Raw genomic sequence first — 24,168 nt, 5'->3', positions numbered from 1 at the left:
GGAGCGGACATGGGCGCGCTTCCCCGCTTTCCCGAAGGGTTCCTCTGGGGCACGGCCACGGCGGCGTACCAGATCGAAGGGGCGGTGAAGGAGGACGGCCGGGGCGCGAGCATCTGGGACGCCTTCTGCGCCGAGCCGGGCCGCGTCAAGAACGGCGCCACCGGCGAGGTCGCCTGCGACCACTACCACCGCTGGCCGGAGGACGTCGCGCTGATGGCGGACCTCGGCGCCGGCGCGTACCGCTTCTCCGTCGCGTGGCCGCGGATCCAGCCGGAGGGCCGCGGCCCGGCCGACCCCCGCGGCCTCGACTTCTACGAGCGCCTCGTCGACGCCCTCGCCGAGCGCGGCATCGCGCCCGTCCTCACCCTCTACCACTGGGACCTCCCGCAGGCGCTGGAGGACGGCGGCGGCTGGCTGGACCGCGACACCGCGCACCGCTTCGCCGAGTACGCCGGCCTCGTCGCCGGCCGGCTGGGCGACCGGGTGAAGGTGTGGATCACGCTGAACGAGCCGTTCGTCCACATGACCGAGGGGTACGGCATCGGCGTCCACGCGCCGGGCCGGGCACTGCTGCTGGACGCGCTCCCCGCGGCCCACCACCTGCTGCTCGGCCACGGCCTCGCGGTCGCCGCGCTGCGCGAGCGGACCGGCGGGCAGATCGCGCTCACCAACAACCACAGCCCGGTGTGGCCGGCGTCCGGATCGGCGGCCGACCGCGCCGCCGCGGCCGCGTTCGACGCCCTGCAGAACCGGCTGTTCGCCGACCCCGTCCTGCTCGGGCGGTACCCGGACCTGTCGGCGTACGGGGTCACCGAGCTGCCGTTCGTCCGGGACGGCGACCTCGCCGCCATCTCCGCGCCGCTCGACCGGCTCGGCGTCAACTACTACAGCCCCACCAGGATCGCCGCGCCGCGGGCGGCCGCCGCTCCGCGCCCCGGCGGCGCGTCGGTGCTGAGCGAGGTGGAGGACCGCCTGGAGGGCGCCGGGCTGCCGTTCGAGGACGTCCCGATCGAGGGCTACCGGACCACCGCGTTCGGCTGGCCCGTCGTCCCCGGCGGCCTGCGCGAGCTGCTGCTGCGGCTGCGCGACGACTACGGGGACGCGCTGCCGCCGATCCTGATCACCGAGAACGGCTGCTCCGTGCGGGACGAGCCGGGCCGCCCCGACCGGGAGCGGATCGACTTCCTGGACGGCCACCTGCGCGCCCTCCACCAGGCGATGGAGGAGGGCGTGGACGTCCGCGGCTACTTCGTCTGGTCGCTGCTGGACAACTTCGAGTGGGCCGAGGGGTACGAGCAGCGCTTCGGCCTGGTCCACGTCGACTTCGCGACCCTGGAGCGCACCCCGAAGGCGTCCTTCCACTGGCTCCGCGAGCGGCTCGCGGAGCAGCGGGTCAGCCCGGCGCCTTCCGGCTGAGCTCCTCCCAGGCGCGGTACAGCTCGGTGCGGGCCCGGTCCATGTCCTGGACCATGTCGTACGACGCGCCGCCGACGATGAGGCGGCGGGGCGGGTCCGGGAGCGCGGCCAGTTCGAGGATGACGGGCGCCGCCGTGCTCGGGGCCGGGCCCGCCTCGTCGCCCCACATGCGCTCCAGCTCCGCGTGCAGGTCCGCGTACTCGGGACGGCGCTCGGCGGTCGTCGTCCCGGCCGTGAACAGGCCGGTGTCGTAGCCGCCCATCTGGACGACGGTGACCTTGATCCCGAACTGCGCGACCTCCATCGCCAGCGCCTCGCTGACCGAGTCCAGCGCCGCCTTCCCCGCGCCGTAGAACCCGACGGACGCCATGCCGCCGCCGGTCCCCATCGAGGTGACCTGGAGGAGCCGCCCGCCGCCCCGCTCGCGCAGGTGCGGCACCACGGCCTGGGCCACCCAGACGGCGCCGAAGAAGTTGACGTCGAGATGGGCGCGGATCTGCTCCTCCGTCGCCTCCTCGACCATCCCGTACAGCAGGCCGCCGGCGTTGTTGACGACGACGTCGAGCCCGCCGAAGGCCGCGGCCGCGTCGTCGGCGGCGGCGAGGACGGCGGCCCGGTCGGAGACGTCGAGCGGGATCCGGACGAGGCGGTCCGGATGCTCGGCCGCCAGGTCCGCGAGCGGCTCGACGTTCCGCGACGCGGCCACGACGCGGTCCCCGGCGGCCAGGACGGCCTCGGTGAACGCCCGGCCCAGCCCGCGGGTCGCGCCGGTGATGAACCACACTCTGGCGGTCGTCATGATCTGCCCACCTCCCTGAAACGAGACGCACCGTCTCGTCTTGCCACGAGTGTGCACCCTCCCGGCGCCGCCTGTCAAAACGAACCGGTCCGTCTCGTCACCCTGCTACCCTCGCCGCATGCCCAGCAGCAGGAAGCCCGACCGGGCCCGGCGCAGCGAACGCTCGCGGCAGGCGATCCTCGCCGCCACCCGCGACCTGATCTCCGAGGTCGGGTACCGGAAGGTCTCGATCGAGGGCATCGCCGCCCGCGCCGGCGTCGGCAAGCAGACGATCTACCGCTGGTGGCCGTCCAAGGGCGCGGTCATCTTCGACGCGTTCCTCGCGCTCAGCGACGGCGGCGAGGGCATCGCGCTGCCCGACACCGGCGACATCGAGGCCGATCTCAAGGCCGTCATGCGGGCGACGGCCGCCGAGTTCGCCGACGCGGACTTCGAGCGGCCGATCCGGGCGCTCAACGCCGAGATCGTCAACGACCCGGACCTCGCCGCGCAGTACCGGGAGAAGCTGGCCCGCCCCGTGGACGACGCCAAGAAGGCCCGCCTGCGCAGCGCGCAGCGGGCGGGCCAGCTCTCGGCGGAGGCCGATCTCGACCTCGTCCTGGAGGTGCTCTACGCCCCGCTCTTCCAGCGGTGGCTGCACCGGTCGGGGCCGCTCACCCCCGAGTACGCCGACTCCCTCGTCGACATCACGCTCCGCGCGTTCCGCCCCTAGCGGCCGATGTCGCGCCGGGACAGCCGCCAGGCCCCGGCCGCGATCAGGACGGCCGTCGCGGCGGCCAGGACCGCGGCGTCGGCGGGCCGGAGGCCGTTCTTCAGCGGCTCGCCGCCGATGTAGTAGTGGAACGGGGTGAGGTGGCGGAGCCACTCGGCGCCGATCCGGGGGGCGAAGCCGTGCAGGGCGTACGCGGCGACGCCGAGCCCGGCGGTGGCGCCGAAGACCGTGGCCCGGCCCTTGCCGGTGGCCGCGCCGAGCCCGGTGGCCAGCGCGCCGAAGAACATGGCGAGCAGCGCCAGGTTGACCGCCTGGGCGGCGAAGTTCGCGACGCCGATCCCGTCGAGCTGAGCACTGGAGCGCACGGCGAGCATGGCGGCGAGGACGGCGGCCGCGATCCCCGCGGCACCGGCGGCGAGGGCCGCGTACCGGTGCAGGAGCAGGCGCGTACGGCCGAGCGGGTGCGCCAGCAGCAGGTCGAGGTAGCCGCTCTCCTCGTCGGCGGAGATCATGCGGGCGCCGGTGGCGGCGCCGTAGAACGTGGCCAGCAGCGGCACGAGCAGCCCGAACACGGCCCCCTGGAGGTAGCCGGCGGCGCTGGACGCGTCGTCGAGCCCGAACCCCTCCATCGCCTCCGGCACCGACGCCATCGCGTCGGCCGAGAGCTGCGGGTAGAAGCTGCCGTACATCATGGCCAGCAGCCCGGTGGCGGCCGCCCAGACGGTGAAGACGCGCCGGTTGTCGTACAGCGTCTTGGTGAACATCGAGCCGCCGGACGCGCGGGCGAGGCCGGACGCGCCGGGGATCGTGGTGGTGGTGCCCATGGTGCCGCCGTTCGTGAGCTCGTGCGCGGCCGTCAGGCCGCGTGGCCGGTGTAGTACGCGTGGAAGAGTTCTTCGAGGTCCTGGCCGTCGGCGCGCAGGCCGGTGACGGTGTGCCGGGCGGCGGCCTTGACCAGGGCGTCCGGGGCGCCGTCCACCCGGCACGTCAGGACGGTGCCCGCGACGGCCAGGTCCGCGACGCCGGGCAGCCCCGCGAACTCCGCCGCCGGCACGGGCGCGGCGAAGGTGATCCGCACCTTGAGGTACGAGCGGGCGCGCAGGTCCGCCACGGTGTCGAGGGCTACCAGCCGGCCCTCGCGGATGATGGCGACGCGGTCGGCGACCGCCTCCACCTCGCTCATGATGTGGCTGGACATGAACACCGTCTGCCCGTCGGCGCGGGCCTCGGCGACCATGTCCAGGAACGTCTGCTGGACGAGCGGGTCGAGGCCGGAGGTGGGCTCGTCCAGGATCAGCAGCTCGGGCTCGTGCATGAACGCCTGCACCAGCCCGACCTTCTGCCGGTTGCCCTTGGACAGGCTCCTGATCCGGGCGCCCAGGTCCAGCTCCAGCCGGTCGGCCAGCCCGGTGATCCGCGCGGCCGGCACGCCGCCGCGCAGGCCGCCGAGGAAGGCCAGGCACTCGCCCGCCCGCTGCCGGCCGTCGACGGCGAAGTCGCCGGCCAGGTAGCCGATCCGCCGGTGCAGCGCGACCGCGTCGGCGCGCGGGTCCAGCCCCAGGACCCGGGCCGTTCCGGAGGTGGGGCGGATCAGGTCGAGCAGCAGCCGGATGGTGGTGGACTTCCCCGCCCCGTTGGGGCCCAGGTAGCCGACCACCTCACCGGCCCGCACCTGCAAGGACAGGTCGGCCAGGCCCCGGCGGGTGCCGTAGGTCTTGGTGAGCCGGTCGAGCTCGATCGCCGTGTGGGTCATGCCGCGGACACTATCAGAGACTTCAAAGATTTCTGAAGACTCTGAGCTGTTAGGATTCCGCCATGGCGGACACCACCGAGGCGGCCGAGAACCTGGCGCTGGTCCTGGCGCAGGGCGGGCTCCAGAAGGCGACGGCGCGCGTGCTGTCGGCGTTCATGTTCGCCGACGAGGACAGCGTCACCGCACCCGAACTGGCCGAGCGGCTGGGCATCAGCTCCGGCAGCGTCTCGGGCGCGATCAAAATGCTGTCCACCGTCGGCCTGATCGAGCGCGCCCCGGCCCCCGGCAGCCGCCGCGAGCACTACCGCGTCCGCGAGGGGGCCTGGGCCACGCTCATGTCGTCCCAGAACGGCATGGTCCAGGCCATGTTCGAGGCCGCCGACCGCGGCATCGAGGCGGCCGGCCCCGGCACGCCCGCCGCCCGCAGGCTGGACGAGATGCGCGACTTCTACGGCTTCATGTTCCGCGAGATGCCCGCCCTGATCGACCGCTGGCGCGCCGGACGCCGCTCCTGAGCCGGGACCGGCCGGCGGCGGGGCTCAGCCGGCCGGGTCGGCGGTGATGGTCCAGTGGCCGACGTCGTTGTAGGCCGAGTCGTAGACGGCCGAGCCGTCGCCCGGCTTCATGTCGTAGTGGCGGAGGTTGCCGCCCCAGTAGCGCAGGATCCGGCCCAGCTCGTCGACGGCCTTGCCGCCGAACGCGTCATCGCCCATGTCGACTTCCAGAATGAACTTCATGCTTCAATCGTCTCATTGAACTCCTTGTTGAGACTTGGGCGAAGAGTCGCCCGGATGGAGGCCGAAAAGCCTCAAACAGGAGTGGCGGGCGGCGCTGCTGGAGATCACCCGGAACCCGGCGGGGCAGGAGCGGTCAGTTCCTAGCGGGACGGCGTGGATGCAGCAGGTTGGCGAGCCAGGTGGAGGCCAGGGAGGCGTAGAGCGTCAGCAGGATCGAGACGCCCGGCCAGCCCGCGTCCGGCAGCGCGTACGACACGGGGATCAGGACGGCCTGGAGCACCGCGAGCGCGCCCGCGAAGCCGGCGAACAACTCGCGGGGCAGGCCGTCGAGCCGGGGCGTCTCCTGGACCGGTGTGATCAGGGCCAGGACGGCGGCGCCCGCGAGCAGGGTCGGCGCCGACTGGAGGGCGGCGGCCAGGACCAGCAGCACGGCGCCCGTACCGGAGATCCCCGCGCTGAGCCGGGCCGCGTTCACCTCGGCGCGCTCCAGCAGGTCCCGGGCGCGCGGGTCGCGGTTCAGCAGCAGCGTGGTCACGGCCTGGCCCGCCAGGTTCACCCAGGTCGCGAGGGTGAGGGCGAGCATGACGAGGAACCAGGGGACGAACAGGCATCCGGCGAGCATGACCGCGACCCGGCGGCGGGAGTGCGCGCACAGGGACCGCAGCCAGCGGTCCATGCGATGCAGCGGGTTGCGCTGCTTGAGCGCCTGCAGGAGCAGCGCGGGGCCCGGCTCCCAGCCGGGGTCGAGGCGCATCGCCTCGCGGAACGCGTGCGCCGCGGCGTCGCCGTCGCCGGTCGCCAGCGCGACGATCCCGTACGTGCGGTGGACGTCCACGCTCTCGGGGGCCAGCGCGACCGCCCGGGACGCGTGCTCGCGCGCCGCCGCGCGATCGCCCAGTTCCAGCAGCGCCAGGGCCATGACGTGGGCGAGGTCGGCGTCCTCGGGCGCCAGCCGCAGCCCCTGCCCGGCGGCGCCCGCGGCGGCCTGCCACTCGCCGAGCATGTAGTGGTTGCGGGCGAGCAGCTCGTACACCACCGGCTGCTCGGCGTCGCAGGCCAGCGCGTTCTGGAACGCGCCCAGCGCCTCGCGGTGGCGGCCTGCCTCGGTGAGGACCACGCCCGCCGCCCAGTGCCCCGGCCACTCCCCCGGGATCAGCGCGGCGCCGCGGTCGACGGACTCCAGCGCCCCGTCGGTGTCGCCCTGGAGCGCCAGCGCGAGCGCGAGCAGGATGTGCGCGCCCGGGTCGTTCGGGTCCTGGACGAGCGCCGCCCGCGCCTCCCGTTCCGAGTCGGCGGGACGGCGCAGCTCCAGGAGCATCCGCGCCCGCTGAACGAGCGCGTCGCCGCGGGAGGCGGCCGGGGTGCTCATCGGCCGCGGCCGCCCGTGCCGCCGATCCACGGCAGCAGGTCGTCCCAGGCGCCGCTCTCGTTGGAGTGCATGACGTAGTTGCGGGCGGTGTTCATCCACTCGGTGACCGCGGTCGGGCGCATCGTGCGCACCGCGGCCATCAGGTCGTGCGTGGAGAGCGGCAGCGGCCGGCCGGCCCGCATCGCCTCCTGGAGCTTGGCCTCCACCGCCCGGTCCACGGCGCCCTTGAGGTCGGCGCCCGCGAACCAGTCGGTGGCGCCGGCGACCGCGCCGAAGTCCATCTCGGCCAGCGGCACCCGCCGGCACATGAGCGCGAGGATGGCCGCCCGCGCGGCCGCGTCCGGCGGCGGCACGAACACGAGCTGGTCGAACCGGCCCGGGCGGCGGAACGCGATGTCCACGTACCAGGGGGCGTTGGTGGCGGCCAGGACCAGCACGCCGTCGTTGGCTCCGGCGTCCACGCCGTCCATCTCCGCGAGGAACTGGTTGACGATCTGCCGGCTGTGCGCTTGGTTCATGTCGGAGCGGCGGGCCGCGAGCGCGTCGACCTCGTCGAAGAACAGCACGCACGGGCTGTTGCGGCGGGCCGTCTCGAACGTCTCGTGCAGGTTCCGCTCGCTCTGCCCGATGTACATGTCGAGGATGTCGGACAGCCCGATGCTCATGAAGTGGGCGCCCAGCTCCCCGGCGGCGGCCCGCGCGAGGTGCGTCTTGCCGCAGCCGGGCGGGCCGTAGAGCATGACGCCGCCGCCGGCCCGCTTCCCGTACGCGGCGAACATCTCCGGCTGCTGGACGGGCAGCAGCAGCTTCATGCGCAGGGCCTGCTTGACCTGCTCCATCCCGGCCACGTCGGCGAACGTGACCGCGGGCTTCTCGGTCTCCGCGGGCGCCGGCTCCGGCGGGGCGGCGACGGCCGCCTGCGCGTCCGCGAGGACGCGCGCCAGCGCGGGCCCGGGCGCCGCCGCGGCGTCGCCGGAGTGCCCGAGCCGCTCCTCGAACCCGGGGTCGGCGAGCGCGGGGTCGCGCCCGGCCGCGTCCCAGTAGCGGGGCCGCGCGGCCTCCGCGTTCCCCTCGGCCGCGAGCGCCCTGGCGATGACGAGGTTCAGCCGGGGCGGCGCCGCCTCCATCGGGACGGCCTCCAGCGCCGCGAGCACCATGCCGCTGCGGCCCTGCCTGAGGAGCACCTCGCCGAACCCCGTCCACAGGTCGAGGTCGTTCTCCGCGAGCTTGAGCGCGGCACGGAACTCGGCCTCGGCGTCGACCAGCAGATCGGCGTCCAGCAGCTGCTGCGCCAGGTGGCGCCGCAGCGGAAGGTTGTCCGGCGACACCCGCACCGCCTGGCGCAGCGCGTCCAGTGCTCCCCGATCCGTCACTGAAGTCGACCTTTCCCCCGTTGGCGATGAACGTCCCGATGATGCCATGCACGGGGGACGCGGCCGTCCGTACCGGCACGGCGGCACCATCATGATCGAGAGCACCTAGAGATAGGCTCTAGTGAACAACTCTAGACATAGGCTCGCGCCATGGAGAACGTCAAGCGGGCGGACAAGCGGGCCGAGCGGTCACGGCGCACCCGCGCGAAGATCGTGGACGCGGCGCGGGAGCTGTTCCTCGCGCAGGGGTACGGGGCGACGAGCCTCCAGGAGGTCGCGGACCGGGCCGGGGTGGCCGTCCAGACGGTCTACTTCGTCTTCGGCAACAAGCGGGCCCTGTTCAAGGACGTCGTGGACACGTCCATCGCGGGCGACGCCGAGCCGGTGGGCACCATGGACCGGGAGTGGTTCCGTGACGCGTGCGCCGCGCCCACCGCGGCCGGCCAGCTGCGCGCGCACGTCCGCGGCACCCGGCGGATCCTCGGCCGGGTCGCCCCGATCATGCCGCTGATCGCGGCCGCGGCGGCGACCGATCCGCAGATCGCGGCGCACTGGCCGGACGGGCCCGATCCGCGCTACACCGTCCACCGCGCGGCGGCCGAGGCGCTGGCGGGCAAGCCCGGCTTCCGCTCCGAGGTCTCCGTCGAGACGGCCGCCGACGTGCTGTACGGCGTGCTGAGCCCGCAGCTCTACCTGGTCTTCGTCCAGGACCGCGGCTGGTCGCCGGACGCCTGGGAGGACTGGGCGCGCGCCACGCTGGCCGCCCAGCTCTGCGAGCGCGCGGAAGGGGAGCGGTAGCCGGGCCGCGCCGTCAGTAGCCGGGGCCGCTGAGGAGGCCGCCGTCCACCAGGATCTCGGTGCCGGTGCAGTACGCCGACTCGTCGGAGGCGAGGTAGACGGCCGCGCCGGCGACGTCCTGGGGCAGGCCCCAGCGGCCGAGGGGGAGGGCCTTGAAGAAGGCGTCCCCGTCGATGCCGGTCGCCTCCGAGTTGGCGGGGTCGAGGGCCAGTTCGGTGGCGACGCCGCCGGGATGCAGGGAGTTGACGCGGATGCCGGACGCGCCGAGCTCCTGCGCGGCGGCCTTGGTGATGCCGCGGACGCCGAACTTGCTCGCGGCGTACGCCGACAGCCCGGCGGCCGCCGCGTAGCCCTCGATCGAGGACGTGTTGACGATCGAGCCGCCGCCGGCCGCCTTCATCGGCTCGATGACCGCCTTCATGCCGAGCCAGGGGCCGACGAGGTTGACGTCGAGGACGCGGCGCAGCTCGTCCTCGGTCATCGTCTCGATGCGGCGGAAGCGCAGGATGCCCGCGTTGTTGACCAGGACGTTCAGCTTCCCGTGCAGCTCGACCGTCCGCGCGACGGCCGCCGCCCAGCCGGACGCGTCGGTGACGTCCATGTGGACGAACGTCGCGCCCAGCTCGGCGGCGAGGGCCGTCCCGCGGTCGTCGAGGACGTCGCCGATCACGACCTTCGCGCCCTCGGCGGTGAACGCGCGGGCGTGCGCCTCGCCGATGCCGCGGGCGGCGCCGGTGATCAGGGCGACCTTGCCGTCAAGACGTGCCATGGAGTTCCGTCCCCTCATGTTCGGTGATCTTCACGCGGCCCTCCCGCACGGCCCGCTCGATGGAGCCGCGCAGGGCGCCGCAGTGCGGCACCCGCGCCGCGTACTCGCCGGCCGCCACCCGCGCGGCGATCTCCGCGCAGGCGACGGCGGCGTCGGTCGTCCACTGGACGTTGGTGTGCGGGAGGCTGTTCTTCTCGACCAGCACGCGGGTGCCGCAGGACAGGCAGGCGACCTCGGCCGCCGTCATCGCATCGACTGCGGGAGCATGGAGTGGGAGACGCCGTTCGCGACGTTCTCGGCGACCTCCTTCTTCCACACCTCGACGGCCCGGTCGGTGTCGATCTCGAACTCGAACCGGTTGACCATCTCCGGCGTGACGTCCTCGACGTCCACGTAGAACTGCTCGTACCAGCGGCGGAGCTGGTAGACGGGGCCGTCCTGGTCGCAGAGGAGGGGGTTGTCGACCGGGGCCTTGTTCTTCCAGATCTCGACGTCCTGCATGAAGCCGAGCCCGACGCCCTCGGCGACCTGCGCGGCCATCGCGTCGGCGTCCGCGTCCGACATGCCGGGGAACTTCTTCACGATCGCGCCCCACTGGAGCATGAAGCCGTTCGACGTGATCGGGTAGTGGCAGTTGATGAGGACGGTCTCCACGGTCATGCCGGCCGCCTCGTTCCAGAGGTAGTCGATCATGTACGAGGGGCCGTAGTACGACGCCTCCGACCGCTGTTCGATCCTCTGCTCCTCCGCGCCCGGCACCAGGCCGAGGTGGGCGTCCTCGCGGGAGGTCCCGTCGAAGTACTGGGTCGCGACGTGCCCCTCGAAGATGTTCTTGAAGTACGTCGGCAGCGCGTAGTGGACGTAGAAGAAGTGCGCCATGTCCACGACGTTGTCGACGATCTCCCGGCAGTGCGAGCCCTCCACGCGCAGCTGGTTCCACGTCCAGGACGACCACTCGTCGCTGAACGCGCCCTCGATGCGCGGGATCGTCACCTCGGGCGGCGGCGGGTTGCCCTGCGGGTCGTTGTAGACGAAGAGCTGCCGGTTCTCCTCCATGGCGAGCCACGCCCGGGTGCGTGCGACGCGCGGGACGCGGGTGGCGTACGGGATGCCGGCGCACTTGCCGTCGCCGCCCCAGCGCCAGTCGTGGAACGGGCACGCGATCGCGTCGCCCTTGACCGTTCCCTGGGACAGGTCTCCGCCCATGTGGCGGCAGTAGGCGTCCAGGACGTTCAGCTTCCCGTCCCCGCCCTGGAAGACGACGAGCTTGGTGCCGAACGCCTCCACGGCGTGCGGCTTCCCGTCCTTGAACGTGTCGGCCAGGCCGAGGCAGTGCCAGCCGCGGGCGAACCGGGTGGGCGGCGGGGCCGCCTCGATGAGACGGTGGTTCATGCGTGGTCTCCCTGAGCGATGTGGGTGGCGGCGACGTAGCCGAAGGTCATCGCCGGGCCGAGCGTGGCGCCCGGTCCCGGATAGGTCTCGCCGGTGACGGCGGCGGAGCAGTTGCCGGTGGCGTACAGGCCCTCGATCACCGTCCCGTCCGGCCGCAGAACGCGGGCCTCGGTGTCGGTGACCAGGCCGCCCTTGGTGCCGATGTCGCCGGGGACGACCGGCACGGCGTAGAACGGCCCCTTCATCGGGCGCAGGTTGGGGTTGGGCAGGGTCGGGTCGCCGTAGTAGTTGTCGTACGCGCTGTCGCCGCGCCCGAAGTCCTCGTCCTTGGCGTTGGCGGCCATCGCGTTGAAGCGCTCGACGGTGGCCTTGAGGCGCTCGGGCGGGACGCCGATGCCGCGCGCCAGCTCCTCGACGGTGCGGCCGGTCTTGAGGAAGCCGTCCTTCCAGTCCTTCGGGAACGGCTGCCCGGGGAACAGCCCGACCCAGATGTACTTCCTCCGCGCCCAGCCGTCGACGATCATCCACGAGGTCATGGCCTTCTCGCCGTGCGCGTACATGGCGTCGAGGAACTCGTGGTACGGCAGCGACTCGCGCGCGTACCGCACGCCGTCCGCGTCCACGATGACCATCGACGGGATGGCGCGGTCGGCGACGAGGAAGAACAGCCGGCCGTCCGGGGTCGGCACGGACGGCGCGCCCCACACCTTGTCCATCAGGTCGAGCGCGGCCCCGGCCTGGAGCCCGGCGCGCAGCGTGTCGCCGGTCTGGCCCTCCGAGGCGTGCGACCAGTCCGTCCTGGTGGGCTTGGGCAGGTACTTCTCGCGGAGTTCCTGGTCGCGGGAGAAGCCGCCGGCCGCGAGGATCACGCCGCGGCGGGCGCGGATCGCGGTCTCCGTCCCGTTCCGGACGATCGTGATCCCGGTGACCCGGCCGTCCTCGGCGACGAGGTCCCGGAACGGGGCGTTCAGCCACAGCTCGCCGCCCGCCTCCTGGAGCGCCAGCCGCAGCCGCGCCACCAGGGCCTCTCCGAGGGAGAGCGGCTTCTGCCCGGTGAGCAGAGCTTTCACGGCGCGGAGCCCGACGGCCAGGGAGGTCCTCTTCCCCTTCCAGGTCCGCATGACCATGTTGAGCCTGCCGAAGTCGGCCGAGGTCATGGTCAGCCCGTACGTGGGCAGCCCGGCGCGGCGCAGGTTGCGGAACTCGGGGCCGAGCCGTTTCCCGTTCACGATGCACGGCTCGACCGAACGCCCCTGCGGCCGTCCGCCCGGCGCCTCGGGGTAGTAGTCGGAGTAGCCGGGGGTGTACATGAACCGCACCCACGATGTCTTCCGGTCGAAGAACTCGACCATCTCGGGGCCGCGCCTCAGGTACGCGTCCTTGCGGTCCGCCGGTACGCGGTCGCCGACCGTCGCGTCCATGTAGGCGCGGGCGTTCTCCAGCGTGTCGCGCTCGCCGGCGCGCTCCAGGTAGACGTTGTTCGGCACCCAGATCGCGCCGCCCGACAGCGCGGACGACCCGCCGTACCTGCCCGTCTTCTCCACCACGAGGGCGGACAGGCCGCGGAGCCGCGCGGTGGTCGCGGCGGCGAGGCCGCCGGCCCCGGAACCGACCACCACCACGTCGTACTCATGGTCCCAGTCCATCGGGCCCCCTATCCGAAGGTTCCGGCGGCGTACGCGCCGCGGTAGTACAGGAGCGGGAGGCGATCGCGGCGGTCGCGCAGCTCCCGGACGGCGCCGACGACGATCAGGTGGTCGCCCGCCGGGTGGACGTCGGCGATCGAGCAGTCGATCGTGGCGAGGGCGCCGGCCAGGTGCGCGGTGCCGTGCGCGGACGCCGTCCACGGCAGCCCGGCGAACTTGTCGCCGCCGCTCGCCGCGAACCGCGCGCACACGTCCCGCTGGTCCTCGGCGAGGACGTTGACCGCGAACCGGCCGGTCGCCTCGATGCGCGGCCAGCTCGTGGACGCGCGGGACGGGCAGAGCATCACCAGCGGCGGGTCCAGCGACAGCGACGCGAACGACTGGCACGCGAAGCCCACCGGCGCGTCGCCGTCGATGGAGGTCACGACCGTGACGCCGGACGCGAACCGCCCCAGGACGTCCCGGAACCGGTCGCTCACTCGTGGCCCCAGTACGCGTCCTCGGTGATCTCCTTGACCGTCCAGGTGGCGTCGTCGACGAGGACCGCGTCGTAGCCGTACTCGACCTGGAACGGGCCGGGCGTCGCGGCGTAGAACGACACCATCTTGTCGTTGGTGTGCCGGCCGAGGGACTGCTGGACGTCGTACCCGGCCCGGTGGAACCGGTCGAGCCCGCGGCCCACCTCGTCCAGGCTCGACAGCTCCAGCATGAAGTGGAAGATCATGCCGGGCAGCGGCACCTCGCACAGGCCGAGGCTGTGGTGGCGCGGGTTGACGCCGAGGAACCGCACCCAGTTCATGGCGCCCTCCGGGCCGCCGAACGCGGCGGCGGGGAAGCGCAGCGAGTCGCGGTGCCGGAAGCCGAGCACGTCGGTGTAGAACGCGAACGACGCCTCCAGGTCGGACGCCGACAGCACGATGTGGCCGAGGCCGAGGTTCCCGGCGACGAAGCGGTTGCCGTACGGGTTGACCTGCGGCGCGTGGTTCATCGCCGGGGAGGAGTAGATCTCCAGGTGGTTGCCGTTGGGGTCGTCCACGTGGACCAGGCCCTCGACGCGGCGGTCCGCGGCCTCCTCGGGCGTTCCGGGGGTGACGGCGTGGCCGGCCTTCTCCAGCCGCTCCACCGTGTCGGCGAGCGCGCGGGCGTTCGCGACCTCCCAGCCGGCGGCGAGCAGCCGGTCGTTCCCGCCGGGGACGAACGTGAAGCGGTTGGCGTACTCGTCGTGGCGGAAGTACAGGGCGTTCTCGTCCGGGCCGGCGACGGTCTCCAGGCCGAGGACCTCGGCGCCGAACGTCCGCCACTCGCCGAGGTCGGTGGCCTCGAACCGCAGGTAGCCGAGCGAAGTGATCATTATGGGTCCTCCGGTCAGAACATGACGTCGGTGACTTCGAGGCCGAGGGCCCCCTGGCCGTACAGGGCGAGCGCGCGCTCGGGGTCGTTCGCGGCGTGGACGCGGCCGCTGCGGGCGTCCCGCCAGGCGCGCTGGACCGGGTTGCCGGTCTTCAGCGCGCGCCCGCCCGCGTTGTCGACCAGCAGGTCGACCGCCTTGATCGCGCGCTGCGTCGCCATCACCTGGTCGCGCCGGGTGGCGAGCCGCAGCTTGGGCGACGGCTCCTCGCCGGCCGCCGTCACCCGCAGCAGCTCGCCGATGTTGTGCCGGAGCTGGAGCCAGGCCGCGTCGATCTCGCTCGCGGCGGTCGCGATGCGGACCTGCGCGTGCGGGTCCTCGGCCACCTTCTGGCCGCCGTACGAGATCCGGATCCGCTCCCGGGTCGCCTTCAGGTAGTGGTCCAGGGCGCTCTGCGCGATCCCGACGATCGGCGTGCTGATCGTCGTGGTGAAGACGGCGGCGAACGGCAGCCGGTAGAGCGCGGCGGTGTTGACCTCGTTCCCCGGGCAGTCGAGCGCGCTGGTCGCGGCGAAGCTGAGCGTGCGGTGCTCGGGGACGAACGCGTCCTCGACCACGATGTCGTTGCTGCCCGTGCCGCGCAGGCCGATGGTGTCCCACACGTCGTCGATCGCGTAGTCGGCGCGGGGCAGCAGGAACGTGCGCATGTCCACCGGCGCGCCGGACGCGTCCGGGACGAGCCCGCCGAGGAACACCCACTGCGCGTGGTCGCAGCCGGAGGAGAAGCTCCACCGCCCGCTGACCCGGTAGCCGCCCTCGACCGGGGTGATCGTGCCGGTGGGCGCGTACGAGGAGGAGATCCGCGTGTTCTCGTCCTCGCCCCACACCTCGCGCTGCGCCTCGTCCGGGAACAGCGCCAGCTGCCACGGGTGGACGCCGACGACCGAGGCGACCCAGCCGGTGGAGCCGCAGGCCGTCGCGATCTCCTTGACGGCGGTGTAGAAGTCGACCGGGTCGGCCTCGTACCCGCCGTACCGCTTCGGCTGGAGCAGCCGGAAGAAGCCGGTGCCGGCCAGCTCCTTGATCGTGGCGTCGGGCAGCCGGCGCGCCCGCTCGGCCTCGCCGGCGCGCTCGGCGACGGCGGGGAGGAGGGCCCGCACGGCCTCGAGAACCTGCTCGCTCAATTCACGCTCCTTGCTCGTGCGCAGCTCATCGCCCTGGTGGGGACGGCCGCTGTGACCCGGCTCACGGACGGGTTGCGTGTACGTTAAGCGGGATGTTCCGATTAGAAATAGAAAACTTCCCGGTGACCGGGAGACCCGAGTAGGAGGCGCCCATGGCCGTTCCCGCCGCCGCGGAGCTCGATCTGGAGTCGTCGATGCTGGCGCGGGCCGCGCGCATCCTGTACTCCTTCACGGCCGCGACGCCCGAGCTGTCCATGACCGACGTCGTCCGGCGGACCGGGCTGCCGCGCTCGTCCGTGCACCGGATCCTCGACCAGCTCGTCCAGCTGAAGGCGCTGGAGCGGTCCGGGGTGAAGTACCGGCTGGGCCTGGGGCTGATCGAGCTGGGCGCGCTCGCCGCCCACCAGAACCGGCTGCGCGAGGTCGCGCTGCCCTTCCTGCACCGGCTGCACGCCGCCACCGGCGCGCTGGTGCACCTGTCCATCCTGGACGGGCACGAGATCGTCTACCTGGAGAAGATCGGCGGCGCGCCGGACGGGCGCGCGCCGTCCCGGCTGGGCGGCCGGCAGCCCGCGTACTGCACGGCGGCGGGCAAGGCGATGCTCGCGTTCGCCGGCGAGGAGAAGTTCGCCGAGGTGGTCGCGGCGGGCATGACCGCGCGCACCCCGTTCACGGTCACGAGCCCGCAGGTGCTGCGGCGCGAGCTGGCGGGCATCCGGGAGCGCGGGGTGGCGCTGGACCGGGAGGAGAACCACCGCGGCGTCGCCTGCGTCGCGGCGGCGCTGCGGGACGGCGCGGGCCGCCCCGTCGCGGCGATCTCGCTGTCCGGGCCGCCGAACCGGCTGGACCCGCGCGCGCTGACGCCGCCGCTGCTCACGACGTCGCGGGCGGTGTGGCGGGCGCTGTTCGTCCCGTCCCGGCGCGCTCCGGCCCCGGCTCCCGCCCCCGCGCAAGAGCCGGCGCCGGAACGGCCGCGGGCGACCGCCCCGCACTGGTCCGAGGAGGCCCTGAGCGGGATGGTCACCTGGTCGAAGCGCAACGACTGGATGTGAGCCCGCGCCCCGCGGGGGAACCGGCCGGTCAGGCCAGGTTCCTCCGCAGGGCCGCCGCGGCGAGCGCCACGGCCTCCCGCGCCGCCGGCAGGACGTGGGTGACGCCGGCGAAGCCGTGGAACGTCCCGGGGAAGCGGCGGGCCTCGACCGGTACGCCCGCGGCGGCGAGCCGTTCCGCGTACGCCTCCCCCTCGTCCCGCAGCGGATCGTGCTCGGCCGTGATCACGCAGGCGGGCGGCAGGCCGGACAGGTCCGCCGCGCGCAGCGGCGAGGCGTCCCGGCCGTCCGCGCCGCCGAGGTACTGCTCCCAGTACCAGGCCATCGCCTTCGCGGTCAGGAAGCCGTCCGCCGCGTGGTCGCGGTACGAGGCGGTGTCCATGGCCGCGTCGGTCACCGGGTAGACCAGCAGCTGGTGGCGCAGCGGCGGGCCGCCCCCGTCGCGGGCGCGGAGCGCGGTGAGGGCGGCCAGGGCGCCGCCCGCGCTGTCCCCGGCCACGGCCAGCCGTCCGGGGTCGCCGCCCAGCTCGGCCGCGTGCGCGTGCGCCCACGCCGCCGCCGCGTACGCGTCGTCGGCGGCGGCCGGATGGCGGTGCTCGGGCGCCCGCCGGTAGTCCACCGACACGACGATCGCCCCCGCGCCCGCGCACAGGTCCCGGGCCAGGCCGTCATGGCTGTCGAGATCGCACAGCACGAAGCCCCCGCCGTGGAAGAAGACCACGACGGGGGCGGGCGCCGGCGCGTCCGGCCAGTAGATCCGTACCGGCACGTCCCCTGCCGCGCGGTCCTCGACCCGCGCGACCGGCGTGCGGGGCACGTCCGGGACCGGGGCCGCGGCGAGCACGGCCCTGGCCTCCGCCGCGTCGAGGACCGTCTCCCCCAGCGCGGGGAACCCGGCCGTCATCGCGTCCCGGACCCTCCGGGTGAGCCTGTCCACCTCTCCTACCGCCCCTGCCCGGTGACCTGGCCGAGCATGACCACCTCGCCGGCCGTCCAGCCGCCGTCCACCGCCAGCTCCGCGCCGGTCACGTACGACGCCGCGTCCGAGATCAGGAAGCTCACCGCCGCGCCGATCTCGGCCGGCACGCCGACCCGGCCGAGCGCCGCCAGCGGGAACAGTCCCTCGCCGACCTGCGCGCCGTGCTCGGCCGTCATCGCGGTGTACGTCATCCCGGGATGCACCGAGTTGACCCGGATCCGGGACGGCCCGAACTCGATCGCCGCGATCTTGGTGAGCCCGCGCACGCCCCACTTGGACGCCCCGTACCCCGACGTCCCCGGCAGCGCCATCAGCCCCGCCGCCGAGGAGATGTTGACGACCGACCCGCCGCCGCCCGCCCGCATCGGCTCGGCGACCGCCTTCAGCCCGAGGAACACCCCGGTCAGGTTGATCTTCAGTACGCGCTCGAAGTGCTCCAGCGACTCCCGCTCGATGACCAGGTTGGACGAGATCCCGGCGTTGTTGACCAGGCCGTCCACGCGGCCGTGCTCCTTCAGCACCGCGCCGACCACCTCCCGCCAGCTCTCCTCGCTGGTCACGTCGTGCCGGTGGAACGTGCCGCCGTGCTCGGCGGCGGTCGCCCGGCCGTCCTCCTCCAGCAGGTCGGCGATCACGACGCGGGCGCCCTCGCCCGCCATGGCCGCCGCGGCCGCGGCGCCGATGCCCCGCGCGCCGCCCGTCACGATGACGACCTTGTCCTCCAGTCCCGGCATGGGGTGACTCCTTTCCGTTCCGGCGCAGGGCCGTAGTGTTGAATTCCATGGATCGCTCCGCCGGCTCCCCCGAGCTCCCCGCGACCGCCTGGGCGGTCCTCGGCGTGCTGTCCTTCGAGGAGGAGCTGACCGGGTACGGCGTCCGGCAGTGGGCCGACCACGTGCTGCGGTTCTTCTACTGGAGCCCGGCGATGAGCCAGATCTACTCCGAGCTCAAGCGGCTGGAGCGGGTCGGGTACGCGGCGTCCCGCTCCGCGCCCGCCGACGACGGCCGTACCCGCCGCGTCTACCGGATCACCGCCGAGGGCAGGGACGCGCTGGCCGGATGGCTGGCGGACGCGCCGGTCGAGCGGCCCGTCCTCAAGCACGCGCCGATGCTGCGGTTCTGGCTCGGCCACCTGTCCAGCCCCGGGCCGCTGCGCGAGCTGCTGCTGGAGCACCGGGCCGCCAGCGAGCGGGCGCACGCGGAGGCCGAGTACGCGCGGAAGGTGTCCGAGCAGGTCCCGAGCTGGGCGTACGCGGAGCTGGTCACCCGCTGGGCCGCCCGCCGGCACGCCGCCGAGCGCGACCTCGCCGACCGGATGCTCGCCGACCTGGACGCCCTGGCCCGGCGCGGGGAGGAGCGCTCATGACCGCCCCCGCAGCTCCTGCTTGAGGACCTTGCCGCCCGCGTTGCGCGGCAGGGCGTCCACGACGTGGAAGTACCGGGGGACCTTGAAGTTGGCGAGGCGCTCGCGCAGCCACGCGGTCAGCTCGGCCGGCTCCACCGGTGACCGGACGACCAGGTACGCGGCGCCGACCTCGCCGAGCCGCCCGTCCGGGACGCCGACGACCGCGGCGTCGGCGACCGCCGGATGGGTGACCAGCACCCCTTCGATCTCCGCCGGGTAGGCGTTGAACCCGCCGACCACGAACATGTCCTTGAGCCGGTCGGTGACCGACAGGTAGCCGCGCTCGTCCAGGACGCCGACGTCGCCGGTGCGCAGCCAGCCGTCCGGGTCGATCGCCTCGCGCGTGGCGGCCGGGTCGTCGAGGTAGCCGCGCATGACGTTGTAGCCGCGGACGAGGATCTCGCCGGTGCCCGCGTCGATCCGCACCTCGGTGCCGGCCAGCGCGGGCCCGGTCGTGGTCGCGACCGTCTCGGCGTCGGCGTCGGGCGGGCAGACGGACACGACGCCGCACGACTCGCTGAGGCCGTACCCGGTGAAGACGGACGGGACGCCCAGCTCCTCGCGGATCCGGCGGACCAGGTCGACCGGGACGTTCGCGGCGCCCGTCCCGGCGAGCCGGATCGCGTGCCCGGGCCGTTCGGGCAGCTCCAGCAGGGAGGTGAAGACGGTCGGCGGGCCCATCAGGACGCTGATCCGCTCCGCGGCGAGCCGCTCGACCACGCGGCCGAGGTCGAAGACCGGCTCGGGGACCATCGTGACGCCGTTCAGCAGGCACGCGAGGATGCCCGCCTTGTAGCCGAAGGTGTGGAAGAACGGGTTGATGAGCAGGTAGCGGTCGCCGGGGCGGAGCGTCACGCTGCGGGACCACTCGGCGAACACCCGCAGGTTCTGGCCGTGCGTGGTGAGCACGCCCTTGGACTTCCCGGTCGTCCCCGAGGTGAAGATGATGTCGGAGAGGTCGCCGGGAGCGACCTCCGGGAGCTTCGGGAACTCCGCCTCAGAGACTGCATCCCCTTCGCCCTCTTCGTCCAGCAGGACGGTACGGGCCAGGTCGGGGAGGTCCTCGCCGGCGAGCAGGGCCGGGTAGTCCACGCCGAGGAAGCCGTTCACCGTGTAGAGCGCGCTCGCCCGGCCGCGCCGCAGGATGTCGGCGGCCTCGGCGCCCTTGTAGCGGGTGTTGAGCGGCACCAGGACGGCGCCCGCGCAGGCCAGGCCGAGCGCGTGGACGATCCAGTGCCGCCCGTTCGGCGCCCAGATCCCGACCCGGTCGCCGGGCCGCACGCCGCGCGCGGCGGCGGCGTGCGCGGCGCCGCGCACCCGGGCGGCCAGCTCGGCGTAGGTCCACCGGACGTCGCCGTCCACCAGCGCTTCACGATCTCCGTGGGCGGCGGCCGCGTACTCGACGAGCGCCGGGATCGTGCCAGGAACCATCTGTCCCTCTCTCCCTCGCTGGGACGTGTCCTTGACATCGAACCACACCGATGCTTCTAATCGGAATATGCCTGATCGAAATATCTGGAGGTCGCGTACATGACGGTCACGACCCCCGAGGTGAGCCCCGGCGAGATGCGGCGGGTGCTCGGCACGTTCGCCAGCGGGGTGGTCGCCGTGACCGCCGCGCTCGACGGCGCGCCGGCCGGCATGGTCTGCCAGTCGTTCAGCTCGCTCTCGCTGGAGCCGGCGCTGGTGACGTTCTGCCCCGGCAACGCCTCGACCAGCTGGCCCAGGATCCGCGCCGCCGGGCGGTTCGCGGTGAACGTGCTGGCCGCCGACCAGCGGGAGATCTGCGCGGCGCTCGCCGGGCCGCGCAAGTTCGAGGGCCTCGACTGGCACCCGGGCGCGAACGGCGCGCCGCTGCTGCCGGGCGCGCTCGCCTGGATCGAGGCCGACCTGTCCGCCGTGCTCCCGGGCGGCGACCACAGCATCGCCATCGGGGCGGTCACCGCGCTCACCGCCGAGCGCGACGCCGACCCGCTGCTGTTCTTCCGCAGCACCTACGGCCGCCTGGCCTGACGGCCGCCGCGGCTACTTCCTGATGCGGTCGTACTCCCCGCCCTCGGGCTTGGGCGGGGGGCGCCGCGCCAGCTCCTCCAGGTCGTCGAGCATCTGCCGCGCGAGATCGCGTTCGGCCTCGTAGTAGCGCTTGGACCAGCGCAGCACCATCTCCGGGTACGCCCACTCGGCCACCTCGGCCGCGCCCTCGGCGTCCGCCTCGGCGAGCCGGCTCATCCGGTCGGAGTACTCGCGGTGCTGCTCGATCACCTCGCGCAGCCGCTCGGGCTCCATGAGGTGGCCGAGCCACGCCCGCAGCATCACGCCGTGCTTGAGGACGGGCGGCTCGACCGGGGCGTCCCGCGCCCACCGGCTCACCGCCGCGCGCCCCTCGTCGGTGATCGCGTACACCCGCTTGCCGCGGGTGCTCTCGGTCAGCTCGACGCGCGAGACCGCGTAGCCGGCCTTCTCCAGCCGCTTCAGCTCACCGTAGATCTGGCTGTACGACGGGCTCCAGTAGAAGAACTTCAGGCTCCAGTCGGCCCACTTCTTCAGGTCGTACCCGGACAGCTCCTGCCCGAAGGACAGCAGGCCGAGGACGGCCCAGCTCGTCGGCGGCAAGTTCGGCGGCTCCTGCGTCACACCCCGAAGGCTACCGAACCGGGATGTGGCGGCACCGCGGTATATCTGTTAGGAATATTACTAACCGAAATAAGGAGCGAGCCCCGTGCAGTTCTCGATGATCTTTGAGGCGCAGCTGACGAACCCGACCCCCGAGCGCGAGCGGCAGATCCTCCTCGACAGCGTCGACCAGGCCGTCTACGGCGAGGAGATGGGCTTCGACCGCGTCTGGGCGGTCGAGCACCACGGCCTGGAGCGGTACGCGCACATGTCCGCGTCCGAGATCTTCCTCAGCTGGGTCGCCGCGCGGACCTCCACCATCCGGATCGGCCACGGCGTGATCTGCATGCCGTTCAACTACAACCACCCGGTCCGGGTCGCCGAGCGCGTCGGCATGCTCGACGCCCTGTCCGGCGGCCGGCTCGACGTCGGCGGCGGCCGCGGCTCCACCCGGATGGAGATGGGGATGTACGGCGTGCGGCCGTCCGACACCTACCCCCAGATGGAGGAGGGCCTGCGCTTCCTCGCCAACGCCTGGCGCGACGAGCAGGTCGACTGGCACACGGACCTGCTGGACGTCGGCCCCGCGAAGATCCTGCCGCGGCCCGTCCAGACGCCGCACCCGCCGCTGTACATGGCGTGCTCCAAGCGCGACACCGTGACGATGGCCGCCGAGCTGGGCGTCGGCGCGCTGGTCATGGGCTTCGCCGGGCCGGAGGAGGTCCAGGAGATGTACGACCTGTACCACGCGACCGTCCGCACCCGGACCGGCGAGCGGCTCGTCTCCCCGCACACCAACGACAGGTTCGTCGCGCTCTGCCCCACCATCGTGCTGGACGACCCCGCCAAGGCCCTGAAGATCGGCGCGCGCGGGCAGCGGTTCTTCGCCGAGTCGATCGCGCACTGGTACGGCAACGCGCCCGCCCCCAAGGAGGACACCGAGGACGACGACAACATCGCCGCGCTCGCCAGGGACAAGGAGGCCCTGGTCGCCAAGCTGAACGAGGCCAACATCCCGGCCCGCCCGCAGGACACCGGCGCGTTCAACGCCGAGCACGCCTACGGCACCGCCGACCAGGCCATCGAGTACGTGCAGCGGCTCGCCGACATCGGCGTGGACGAGGTCATGTGCCTGATCCAGATGGGCACCGTCCCGCAGGAGGCGTGCATGGAGACCATCCGGCAGTGGGGCGAGAAGGTCATCCCGCACTTCCGGAACGGCGCCTCGTCATGAGCCCCGGAGCGGCGCTCGAAGGCAGGGTCGCCGTCATCACGGGCGCGGCGCGCGGCCAGGGCGAGGCCGAGGCGCGGCTGTTCGCGGCCGAGGGCGCGAAGGTCGTCCTGACCGACGTCCTGGCGGAGGAGGGCCGCGCGGTCGCCGCGTCCATCGGCGGCGCGGCGGTCTTCGTCCCGCACGACGTCACCTCGGAGGACGGCTGGGCGACCGTCGTCGGCACCGCGACCGAGCGCTTCGGGCGGCTGGACGTCCTGGTCAACAACGCGGCGATCTGGCGGACCGCCCCGGTCGACCGGCAGACCCGCGACGGCTTCGAGGAACTCCTCCGGACCAACCTGGTCGGGCCGTTCCTCGGGATCCGGGCGGCCGTGCCCGCGATGCGCGCGGCCGGCGGCGGCTCCATCGTCAACATCTCCTCGACCGCCGGCCTGGTCGGCATCGCCGGGCACGCCGCGTACGCCTCCAGCAAGTTCGGGCTGCGCGGGCTCACCCGGTCCGCCGCGCTCGACCTGGCCGCCGACCGGATCCGCGTCAACAGCGTCCATCCCGGCGTCATCGACACCCCGATGATCGCGGAGTTCACCGCGCGGACCGCGGGCCGGGCCCCGTCCGTGCCGCTGGGGCGGGCCGGGCGGCCGGCGGACGTGGCGGGCCTGGTGCTGTTCCTGGCCTCGGACGCCGCCGCGTACATCACCGGCGCCGAGCACGCCGTCGACGGCGGCCTCACCACCGCCTAGGGCGGCTACCCGTCACCGTCCGCAGGTGACGTCCCGCGCGCGGTGGCTCCGGCGTGTCCGGGGCCACCGCGGGGCGCGGGGTCCGGGTCAGCTCCCGTACGGGTCCTCGCCCGCCTTCAGGCGGCCCGCCATGGCCTTGAACGCGTCCAGCGCCAGCAGGTACGGCATCGGGCCGAACGAGATCCGGGCGACGCCCAGCTCCGCCAGCCGGGCCACGCTGGAACCGGGGAGGACGTTGCCGTTGATCGGGCCGGGGATCTCCTTGGCGAGGACCGCGATGTCGTCCTCGGTCGGGGCCATGATCGGGTAGACGCAGTCGGCGCCCGCGTCCAGGTAGAGGCGGCCGCGCTCGATCGCCTCCGGCAGCGGGTCCGGGCGGCCGGCGACGAAGGTGTCGACCCGGGCGTTGATGACCAGGTCGGTGCCCGCCTCCGCGGCGGCGGCGCGGACGGCGGCGATGTACTCGGCCTGCGCGGACGCGGCGACGAGACCGCCGCCCCGGTGGTCGGTGTCCTCCAGGTTGCAGCCGGCGGCGCCGATGCCGGCGAGCCGCTCCACCAGCTCGGCGGCGGGCAGGCCGTAGCCGGCCTCGGCGTCCACCGACACCGGGACGCCCACCGCGCGGACCACCCGGCCGGCGGCGGCGAGCATCTCCTCCGCCGGGGCGCCCTCGTGGTCCTCGTAGCCGAGCATCGCGGCGATGGCCGCGCTGGCGGTGGCCACGGCCGGGTGGCCGGCCTCGTCGAGGATCTTCGCGCTGGCGGCGTCCCAGACGTTCGGCAGGATCAGCGGCTCGCCGGGGCGGTGCAGCTCGCGGAGCCGGGCGGCCTTGGCGTTGTGGTCGGTCACGTC

General features: G+C 73.5%; 27 protein-coding genes. 9 read left to right on the top strand and 18 right to left on the bottom strand.

The annotated features are described in order from the left end of the window. The first annotated feature begins 9 nt into the window (after positions 1-9). On the top strand, positions 10-1,416 hold the full coding sequence (locus ACA361_RS26655; protein ID WP_375016168.1) for a glycoside hydrolase family 1 protein: 1,407 nt from the start codon (positions 10-12) through the stop codon (positions 1,414-1,416). On the opposite strand, the gene ACA361_RS26650 is transcribed toward ACA361_RS26655, so the two are convergent. Beyond that, complete coding sequence (locus tag ACA361_RS26650) at positions 1,394-2,215, bottom strand: SDR family NAD(P)-dependent oxidoreductase (protein WP_375016166.1); 822 nt, start codon at positions 2,213-2,215, stop codon at positions 1,394-1,396. The two genes, ACA361_RS26655 and ACA361_RS26650, sit on opposite strands and share 23 nt — an antisense overlap. A gap of 118 nt (positions 2,216-2,333) precedes the next feature. Between ACA361_RS26650 and ACA361_RS26645 the strand changes: the two genes are divergently transcribed. Next, on the top strand, positions 2,334-2,927 hold the full coding sequence (locus tag ACA361_RS26645; protein WP_375016164.1) for a TetR/AcrR family transcriptional regulator: 594 nt from the start codon (positions 2,334-2,336) through the stop codon (positions 2,925-2,927). Here ACA361_RS26645 and ACA361_RS26640 read toward each other — a convergent pair. Beyond that, positions 2,924-3,751 (bottom strand): ABC transporter permease subunit, encoded by an 828-nt coding sequence (locus tag ACA361_RS26640; RefSeq protein ID WP_375016162.1) that lies wholly within the window; start codon positions 3,749-3,751, stop codon positions 2,924-2,926. The two genes, ACA361_RS26645 and ACA361_RS26640, sit on opposite strands and share 4 nt — an antisense overlap. A gap of 32 nt (positions 3,752-3,783) precedes the next feature. Beyond that, positions 3,784-4,680, bottom strand: a complete 897-nt coding sequence (locus tag ACA361_RS26635) for an ABC transporter ATP-binding protein (protein ID WP_375016161.1) — start codon at positions 4,678-4,680, stop codon at positions 3,784-3,786. Between the two features lie 62 nt (positions 4,681-4,742). Between ACA361_RS26635 and ACA361_RS26630 the strand changes: the two genes are divergently transcribed. Further along, positions 4,743-5,195 (top strand): GbsR/MarR family transcriptional regulator, encoded by a 453-nt coding sequence (locus tag ACA361_RS26630; protein ID WP_375016159.1) that lies wholly within the window; start codon positions 4,743-4,745, stop codon positions 5,193-5,195. A 24-nt stretch (positions 5,196-5,219) separates the two neighbouring features. On the opposite strand, the gene ACA361_RS26625 is transcribed toward ACA361_RS26630, so the two are convergent. The 3 genes from ACA361_RS26625 to ACA361_RS26615 form a co-directional block, all read right to left on the bottom strand. Continuing rightward, entirely contained in the window at positions 5,220-5,417 is a 198-nt protein-coding gene (locus tag ACA361_RS26625; RefSeq protein ID WP_375016157.1) for a hypothetical protein, read from the bottom strand. Between the two features lie 133 nt (positions 5,418-5,550). Continuing rightward, entirely contained in the window at positions 5,551-6,786 is a 1,236-nt protein-coding gene (locus ACA361_RS26620) for a tetratricopeptide repeat protein (protein WP_375016155.1), read from the bottom strand. Continuing rightward, the gene (locus ACA361_RS26615; protein WP_375016153.1) at positions 6,783-8,159 is read right to left on the bottom strand and encodes an AAA family ATPase; all 1,377 of its coding nucleotides are present in this window, start codon (positions 8,157-8,159) and stop codon (positions 6,783-6,785) included. The genes ACA361_RS26620 and ACA361_RS26615 overlap by 4 nt, the downstream gene beginning before the upstream one ends. Positions 8,160-8,309: 150 nt before the next feature. On the opposite strand from ACA361_RS26615, the gene ACA361_RS26610 reads away from it, so the two are divergent. After that, a complete protein-coding gene (locus ACA361_RS26610) occupies positions 8,310-8,957 on the top strand; it encodes a TetR/AcrR family transcriptional regulator (protein ID WP_375016151.1) in 648 nt (215 codons plus the stop codon). A gap of 13 nt (positions 8,958-8,970) precedes the next feature. Here the strand turns inward: ACA361_RS26610 and ACA361_RS26605 are convergent, their stop codons facing one another. Genes ACA361_RS26605 through hsaA form a run of 7 tightly spaced genes read right to left on the bottom strand, consistent with a single transcriptional unit; the run spans position 8,971 to position 15,296 of the window. After that, positions 8,971-9,726 (bottom strand): SDR family NAD(P)-dependent oxidoreductase, encoded by a 756-nt coding sequence (locus ACA361_RS26605; protein WP_375016149.1) that lies wholly within the window; start codon positions 9,724-9,726, stop codon positions 8,971-8,973. Beyond that, positions 9,713-9,973 carry a hypothetical protein gene (locus ACA361_RS26600; protein ID WP_375016148.1) on the bottom strand — a complete coding sequence of 87 codons (261 nt, stop codon included), beginning with the start codon at positions 9,971-9,973 and terminating at the stop codon, positions 9,713-9,715. The genes ACA361_RS26605 and ACA361_RS26600 overlap by 14 nt, the downstream gene beginning before the upstream one ends. Continuing rightward, complete coding sequence (locus tag ACA361_RS26595; protein WP_375016146.1) at positions 9,970-11,118, bottom strand: Rieske 2Fe-2S domain-containing protein; 1,149 nt, start codon at positions 11,116-11,118, stop codon at positions 9,970-9,972. Before ACA361_RS26595 ends, ACA361_RS26600 begins: the two co-directional genes overlap by 4 nt. After that, on the bottom strand, positions 11,115-12,764 hold the full coding sequence (locus tag ACA361_RS26590) for an FAD-dependent oxidoreductase (protein ID WP_375016144.1): 1,650 nt from the start codon (positions 12,762-12,764) through the stop codon (positions 11,115-11,117). Before ACA361_RS26590 ends, ACA361_RS26595 begins: the two co-directional genes overlap by 4 nt. 8 nt (positions 12,765-12,772) lie before the next feature. Continuing rightward, complete coding sequence (locus ACA361_RS26585) at positions 12,773-13,243, bottom strand: flavin reductase family protein (RefSeq protein ID WP_375016142.1); 471 nt, start codon at positions 13,241-13,243, stop codon at positions 12,773-12,775. Continuing rightward, on the bottom strand, positions 13,240-14,115 hold the full coding sequence (locus tag ACA361_RS26580) for a VOC family protein (RefSeq protein WP_375016140.1): 876 nt from the start codon (positions 14,113-14,115) through the stop codon (positions 13,240-13,242). Before ACA361_RS26580 ends, ACA361_RS26585 begins: the two co-directional genes overlap by 4 nt. A 14-nt stretch (positions 14,116-14,129) precedes the next feature. Continuing rightward, complete coding sequence (gene hsaA / locus ACA361_RS26575) at positions 14,130-15,296, bottom strand: 3-hydroxy-9,10-secoandrosta-1,3,5(10)-triene-9,17-dione monooxygenase oxygenase subunit (RefSeq protein WP_375016138.1); 1,167 nt, start codon at positions 15,294-15,296, stop codon at positions 14,130-14,132. A 152-nt stretch (positions 15,297-15,448) separates the two neighbouring features. On the opposite strand from hsaA, the gene ACA361_RS26570 reads away from it, so the two are divergent. Next, positions 15,449-16,348 carry an IclR family transcriptional regulator gene (locus ACA361_RS26570; protein WP_375016136.1) on the top strand — a complete coding sequence of 300 codons (900 nt, stop codon included), beginning with the start codon at positions 15,449-15,451 and terminating at the stop codon, positions 16,346-16,348. Positions 16,349-16,376: 28 nt separating this feature from the next. Here ACA361_RS26570 and ACA361_RS26565 read toward each other — a convergent pair whose 3' ends face one another. Beyond that, positions 16,377-17,282, bottom strand: coding sequence for an alpha/beta hydrolase (locus tag ACA361_RS26565; RefSeq protein WP_375016134.1), 906 nt, complete (start codon positions 17,280-17,282; stop codon positions 16,377-16,379). Positions 17,283-17,287: 5 nt separating this feature from the next. Further along, positions 17,288-18,058, bottom strand: coding sequence for a glucose 1-dehydrogenase (locus tag ACA361_RS26560; protein WP_375016133.1), 771 nt, complete (start codon positions 18,056-18,058; stop codon positions 17,288-17,290). Positions 18,059-18,105: 47 nt separating this feature from the next. Between ACA361_RS26560 and ACA361_RS26555 the strand changes: the two genes are divergently transcribed. Beyond that, positions 18,106-18,690 (top strand): PadR family transcriptional regulator, encoded by a 585-nt coding sequence (locus ACA361_RS26555; RefSeq protein WP_375016131.1) that lies wholly within the window; start codon positions 18,106-18,108, stop codon positions 18,688-18,690. On the opposite strand, the gene ACA361_RS26550 is transcribed toward ACA361_RS26555, so the two are convergent. After that, on the bottom strand, positions 18,685-20,160 hold the full coding sequence (locus tag ACA361_RS26550) for a FadD3 family acyl-CoA ligase (RefSeq protein WP_375016130.1): 1,476 nt from the start codon (positions 20,158-20,160) through the stop codon (positions 18,685-18,687). The two genes, ACA361_RS26555 and ACA361_RS26550, sit on opposite strands and share 6 nt — an antisense overlap. 99 nt (positions 20,161-20,259) lie before the next feature. Between ACA361_RS26550 and ACA361_RS26545 the strand changes: the two genes are divergently transcribed. Continuing rightward, positions 20,260-20,742, top strand: coding sequence for a flavin reductase family protein (locus tag ACA361_RS26545; RefSeq protein ID WP_375016128.1), 483 nt, complete (start codon positions 20,260-20,262; stop codon positions 20,740-20,742). A gap of 12 nt (positions 20,743-20,754) precedes the next feature. Here the strand turns inward: ACA361_RS26545 and ACA361_RS26540 are convergent, their stop codons facing one another. Then, the gene (locus ACA361_RS26540; protein ID WP_375016126.1) at positions 20,755-21,342 is read right to left on the bottom strand and encodes a PadR family transcriptional regulator; all 588 of its coding nucleotides are present in this window, start codon (positions 21,340-21,342) and stop codon (positions 20,755-20,757) included. Between the two features lie 106 nt (positions 21,343-21,448). Between ACA361_RS26540 and ACA361_RS26535 the strand changes: the two genes are divergently transcribed. Both ACA361_RS26535 and ACA361_RS26530 read left to right on the top strand, forming a co-directional pair. Then, complete coding sequence (locus ACA361_RS26535) at positions 21,449-22,576, top strand: LLM class flavin-dependent oxidoreductase (protein ID WP_375016124.1); 1,128 nt, start codon at positions 21,449-21,451, stop codon at positions 22,574-22,576. Beyond that, positions 22,573-23,316 (top strand): glucose 1-dehydrogenase, encoded by a 744-nt coding sequence (locus tag ACA361_RS26530; protein WP_375016122.1) that lies wholly within the window; start codon positions 22,573-22,575, stop codon positions 23,314-23,316. Before ACA361_RS26535 ends, ACA361_RS26530 begins: the two co-directional genes overlap by 4 nt. An 87-nt stretch (positions 23,317-23,403) precedes the next feature. Here the strand turns inward: ACA361_RS26530 and ACA361_RS26525 are convergent, their stop codons facing one another. Beyond that, the gene (locus tag ACA361_RS26525; RefSeq protein WP_375016120.1) at positions 23,404-24,165 is read right to left on the bottom strand and encodes an isocitrate lyase/phosphoenolpyruvate mutase family protein; all 762 of its coding nucleotides are present in this window, start codon (positions 24,163-24,165) and stop codon (positions 23,404-23,406) included. Positions 24,166-24,168 lie beyond the last annotated feature (3 nt).

Source organism: Actinomadura sp. 21ATH, from assembly GCF_041951345.1.
Classification (GTDB): domain Bacteria; phylum Actinomycetota; class Actinomycetes; order Streptosporangiales; family Streptosporangiaceae; genus Spirillospora.
Note: the sequence above shows the minus strand (reverse complement) of the source record. Positions and strands in the feature narration are given on the sequence as shown.

What these genes read in the sequence shown, in the direction of transcription:
- ACA361_RS26645 (WP_375016164.1), top strand. Translation starts at nt 2,334, where the DNA reads ATGCCCAGCAGCAGGAAGCCCGACCGGGCCCGGCGCAGCGAACGCTCG.
- ACA361_RS26580 (WP_375016140.1), bottom strand. Translation starts at nt 14,115, where the DNA reads ATGATCACTTCGCTCGGCTACCTGCGGTTCGAGGCCACCGACCTCGGC.
- ACA361_RS26560 (WP_375016133.1), bottom strand. Translation starts at nt 18,058, where the DNA reads ATGCCGGGACTGGAGGACAAGGTCGTCATCGTGACGGGCGGCGCGCGG.
- ACA361_RS26555 (WP_375016131.1), top strand. Translation starts at nt 18,106, where the DNA reads ATGGATCGCTCCGCCGGCTCCCCCGAGCTCCCCGCGACCGCCTGGGCG.
- ACA361_RS26650 (WP_375016166.1), bottom strand. Translation starts at nt 2,215, where the DNA reads ATGACGACCGCCAGAGTGTGGTTCATCACCGGCGCGACCCGCGGGCTG.
- ACA361_RS26600 (WP_375016148.1), bottom strand. Translation starts at nt 9,973, where the DNA reads ATGACGGCGGCCGAGGTCGCCTGCCTGTCCTGCGGCACCCGCGTGCTG.
- ACA361_RS26640 (WP_375016162.1), bottom strand. Translation starts at nt 3,751, where the DNA reads ATGGGCACCACCACCACGATCCCCGGCGCGTCCGGCCTCGCCCGCGCG.
- ACA361_RS26545 (WP_375016128.1), top strand. Translation starts at nt 20,260, where the DNA reads ATGACGGTCACGACCCCCGAGGTGAGCCCCGGCGAGATGCGGCGGGTG.
- ACA361_RS26635 (WP_375016161.1), bottom strand. Translation starts at nt 4,680, where the DNA reads ATGACCCACACGGCGATCGAGCTCGACCGGCTCACCAAGACCTACGGC.
- ACA361_RS26610 (WP_375016151.1), top strand. Translation starts at nt 8,310, where the DNA reads ATGGAGAACGTCAAGCGGGCGGACAAGCGGGCCGAGCGGTCACGGCGC.
- ACA361_RS26530 (WP_375016122.1), top strand. Translation starts at nt 22,573, where the DNA reads ATGAGCCCCGGAGCGGCGCTCGAAGGCAGGGTCGCCGTCATCACGGGC.
- ACA361_RS26620 (WP_375016155.1), bottom strand. Translation starts at nt 6,786, where the DNA reads ATGAGCACCCCGGCCGCCTCCCGCGGCGACGCGCTCGTTCAGCGGGCG.
- ACA361_RS26550 (WP_375016130.1), bottom strand. Translation starts at nt 20,160, where the DNA reads ATGGTTCCTGGCACGATCCCGGCGCTCGTCGAGTACGCGGCCGCCGCC.
- ACA361_RS26570 (WP_375016136.1), top strand. Translation starts at nt 15,449, where the DNA reads ATGGCCGTTCCCGCCGCCGCGGAGCTCGATCTGGAGTCGTCGATGCTG.
- ACA361_RS26625 (WP_375016157.1), bottom strand. Translation starts at nt 5,417, where the DNA reads ATGAAGTTCATTCTGGAAGTCGACATGGGCGATGACGCGTTCGGCGGC.
- ACA361_RS26590 (WP_375016144.1), bottom strand. Translation starts at nt 12,764, where the DNA reads ATGGACTGGGACCATGAGTACGACGTGGTGGTGGTCGGTTCCGGGGCC.
- ACA361_RS26605 (WP_375016149.1), bottom strand. Translation starts at nt 9,726, where the DNA reads ATGGCACGTCTTGACGGCAAGGTCGCCCTGATCACCGGCGCCGCCCGC.
- ACA361_RS26595 (WP_375016146.1), bottom strand. Translation starts at nt 11,118, where the DNA reads ATGAACCACCGTCTCATCGAGGCGGCCCCGCCGCCCACCCGGTTCGCC.
- ACA361_RS26655 (WP_375016168.1), top strand. Translation starts at nt 10, where the DNA reads ATGGGCGCGCTTCCCCGCTTTCCCGAAGGGTTCCTCTGGGGCACGGCC.
- ACA361_RS26630 (WP_375016159.1), top strand. Translation starts at nt 4,743, where the DNA reads ATGGCGGACACCACCGAGGCGGCCGAGAACCTGGCGCTGGTCCTGGCG.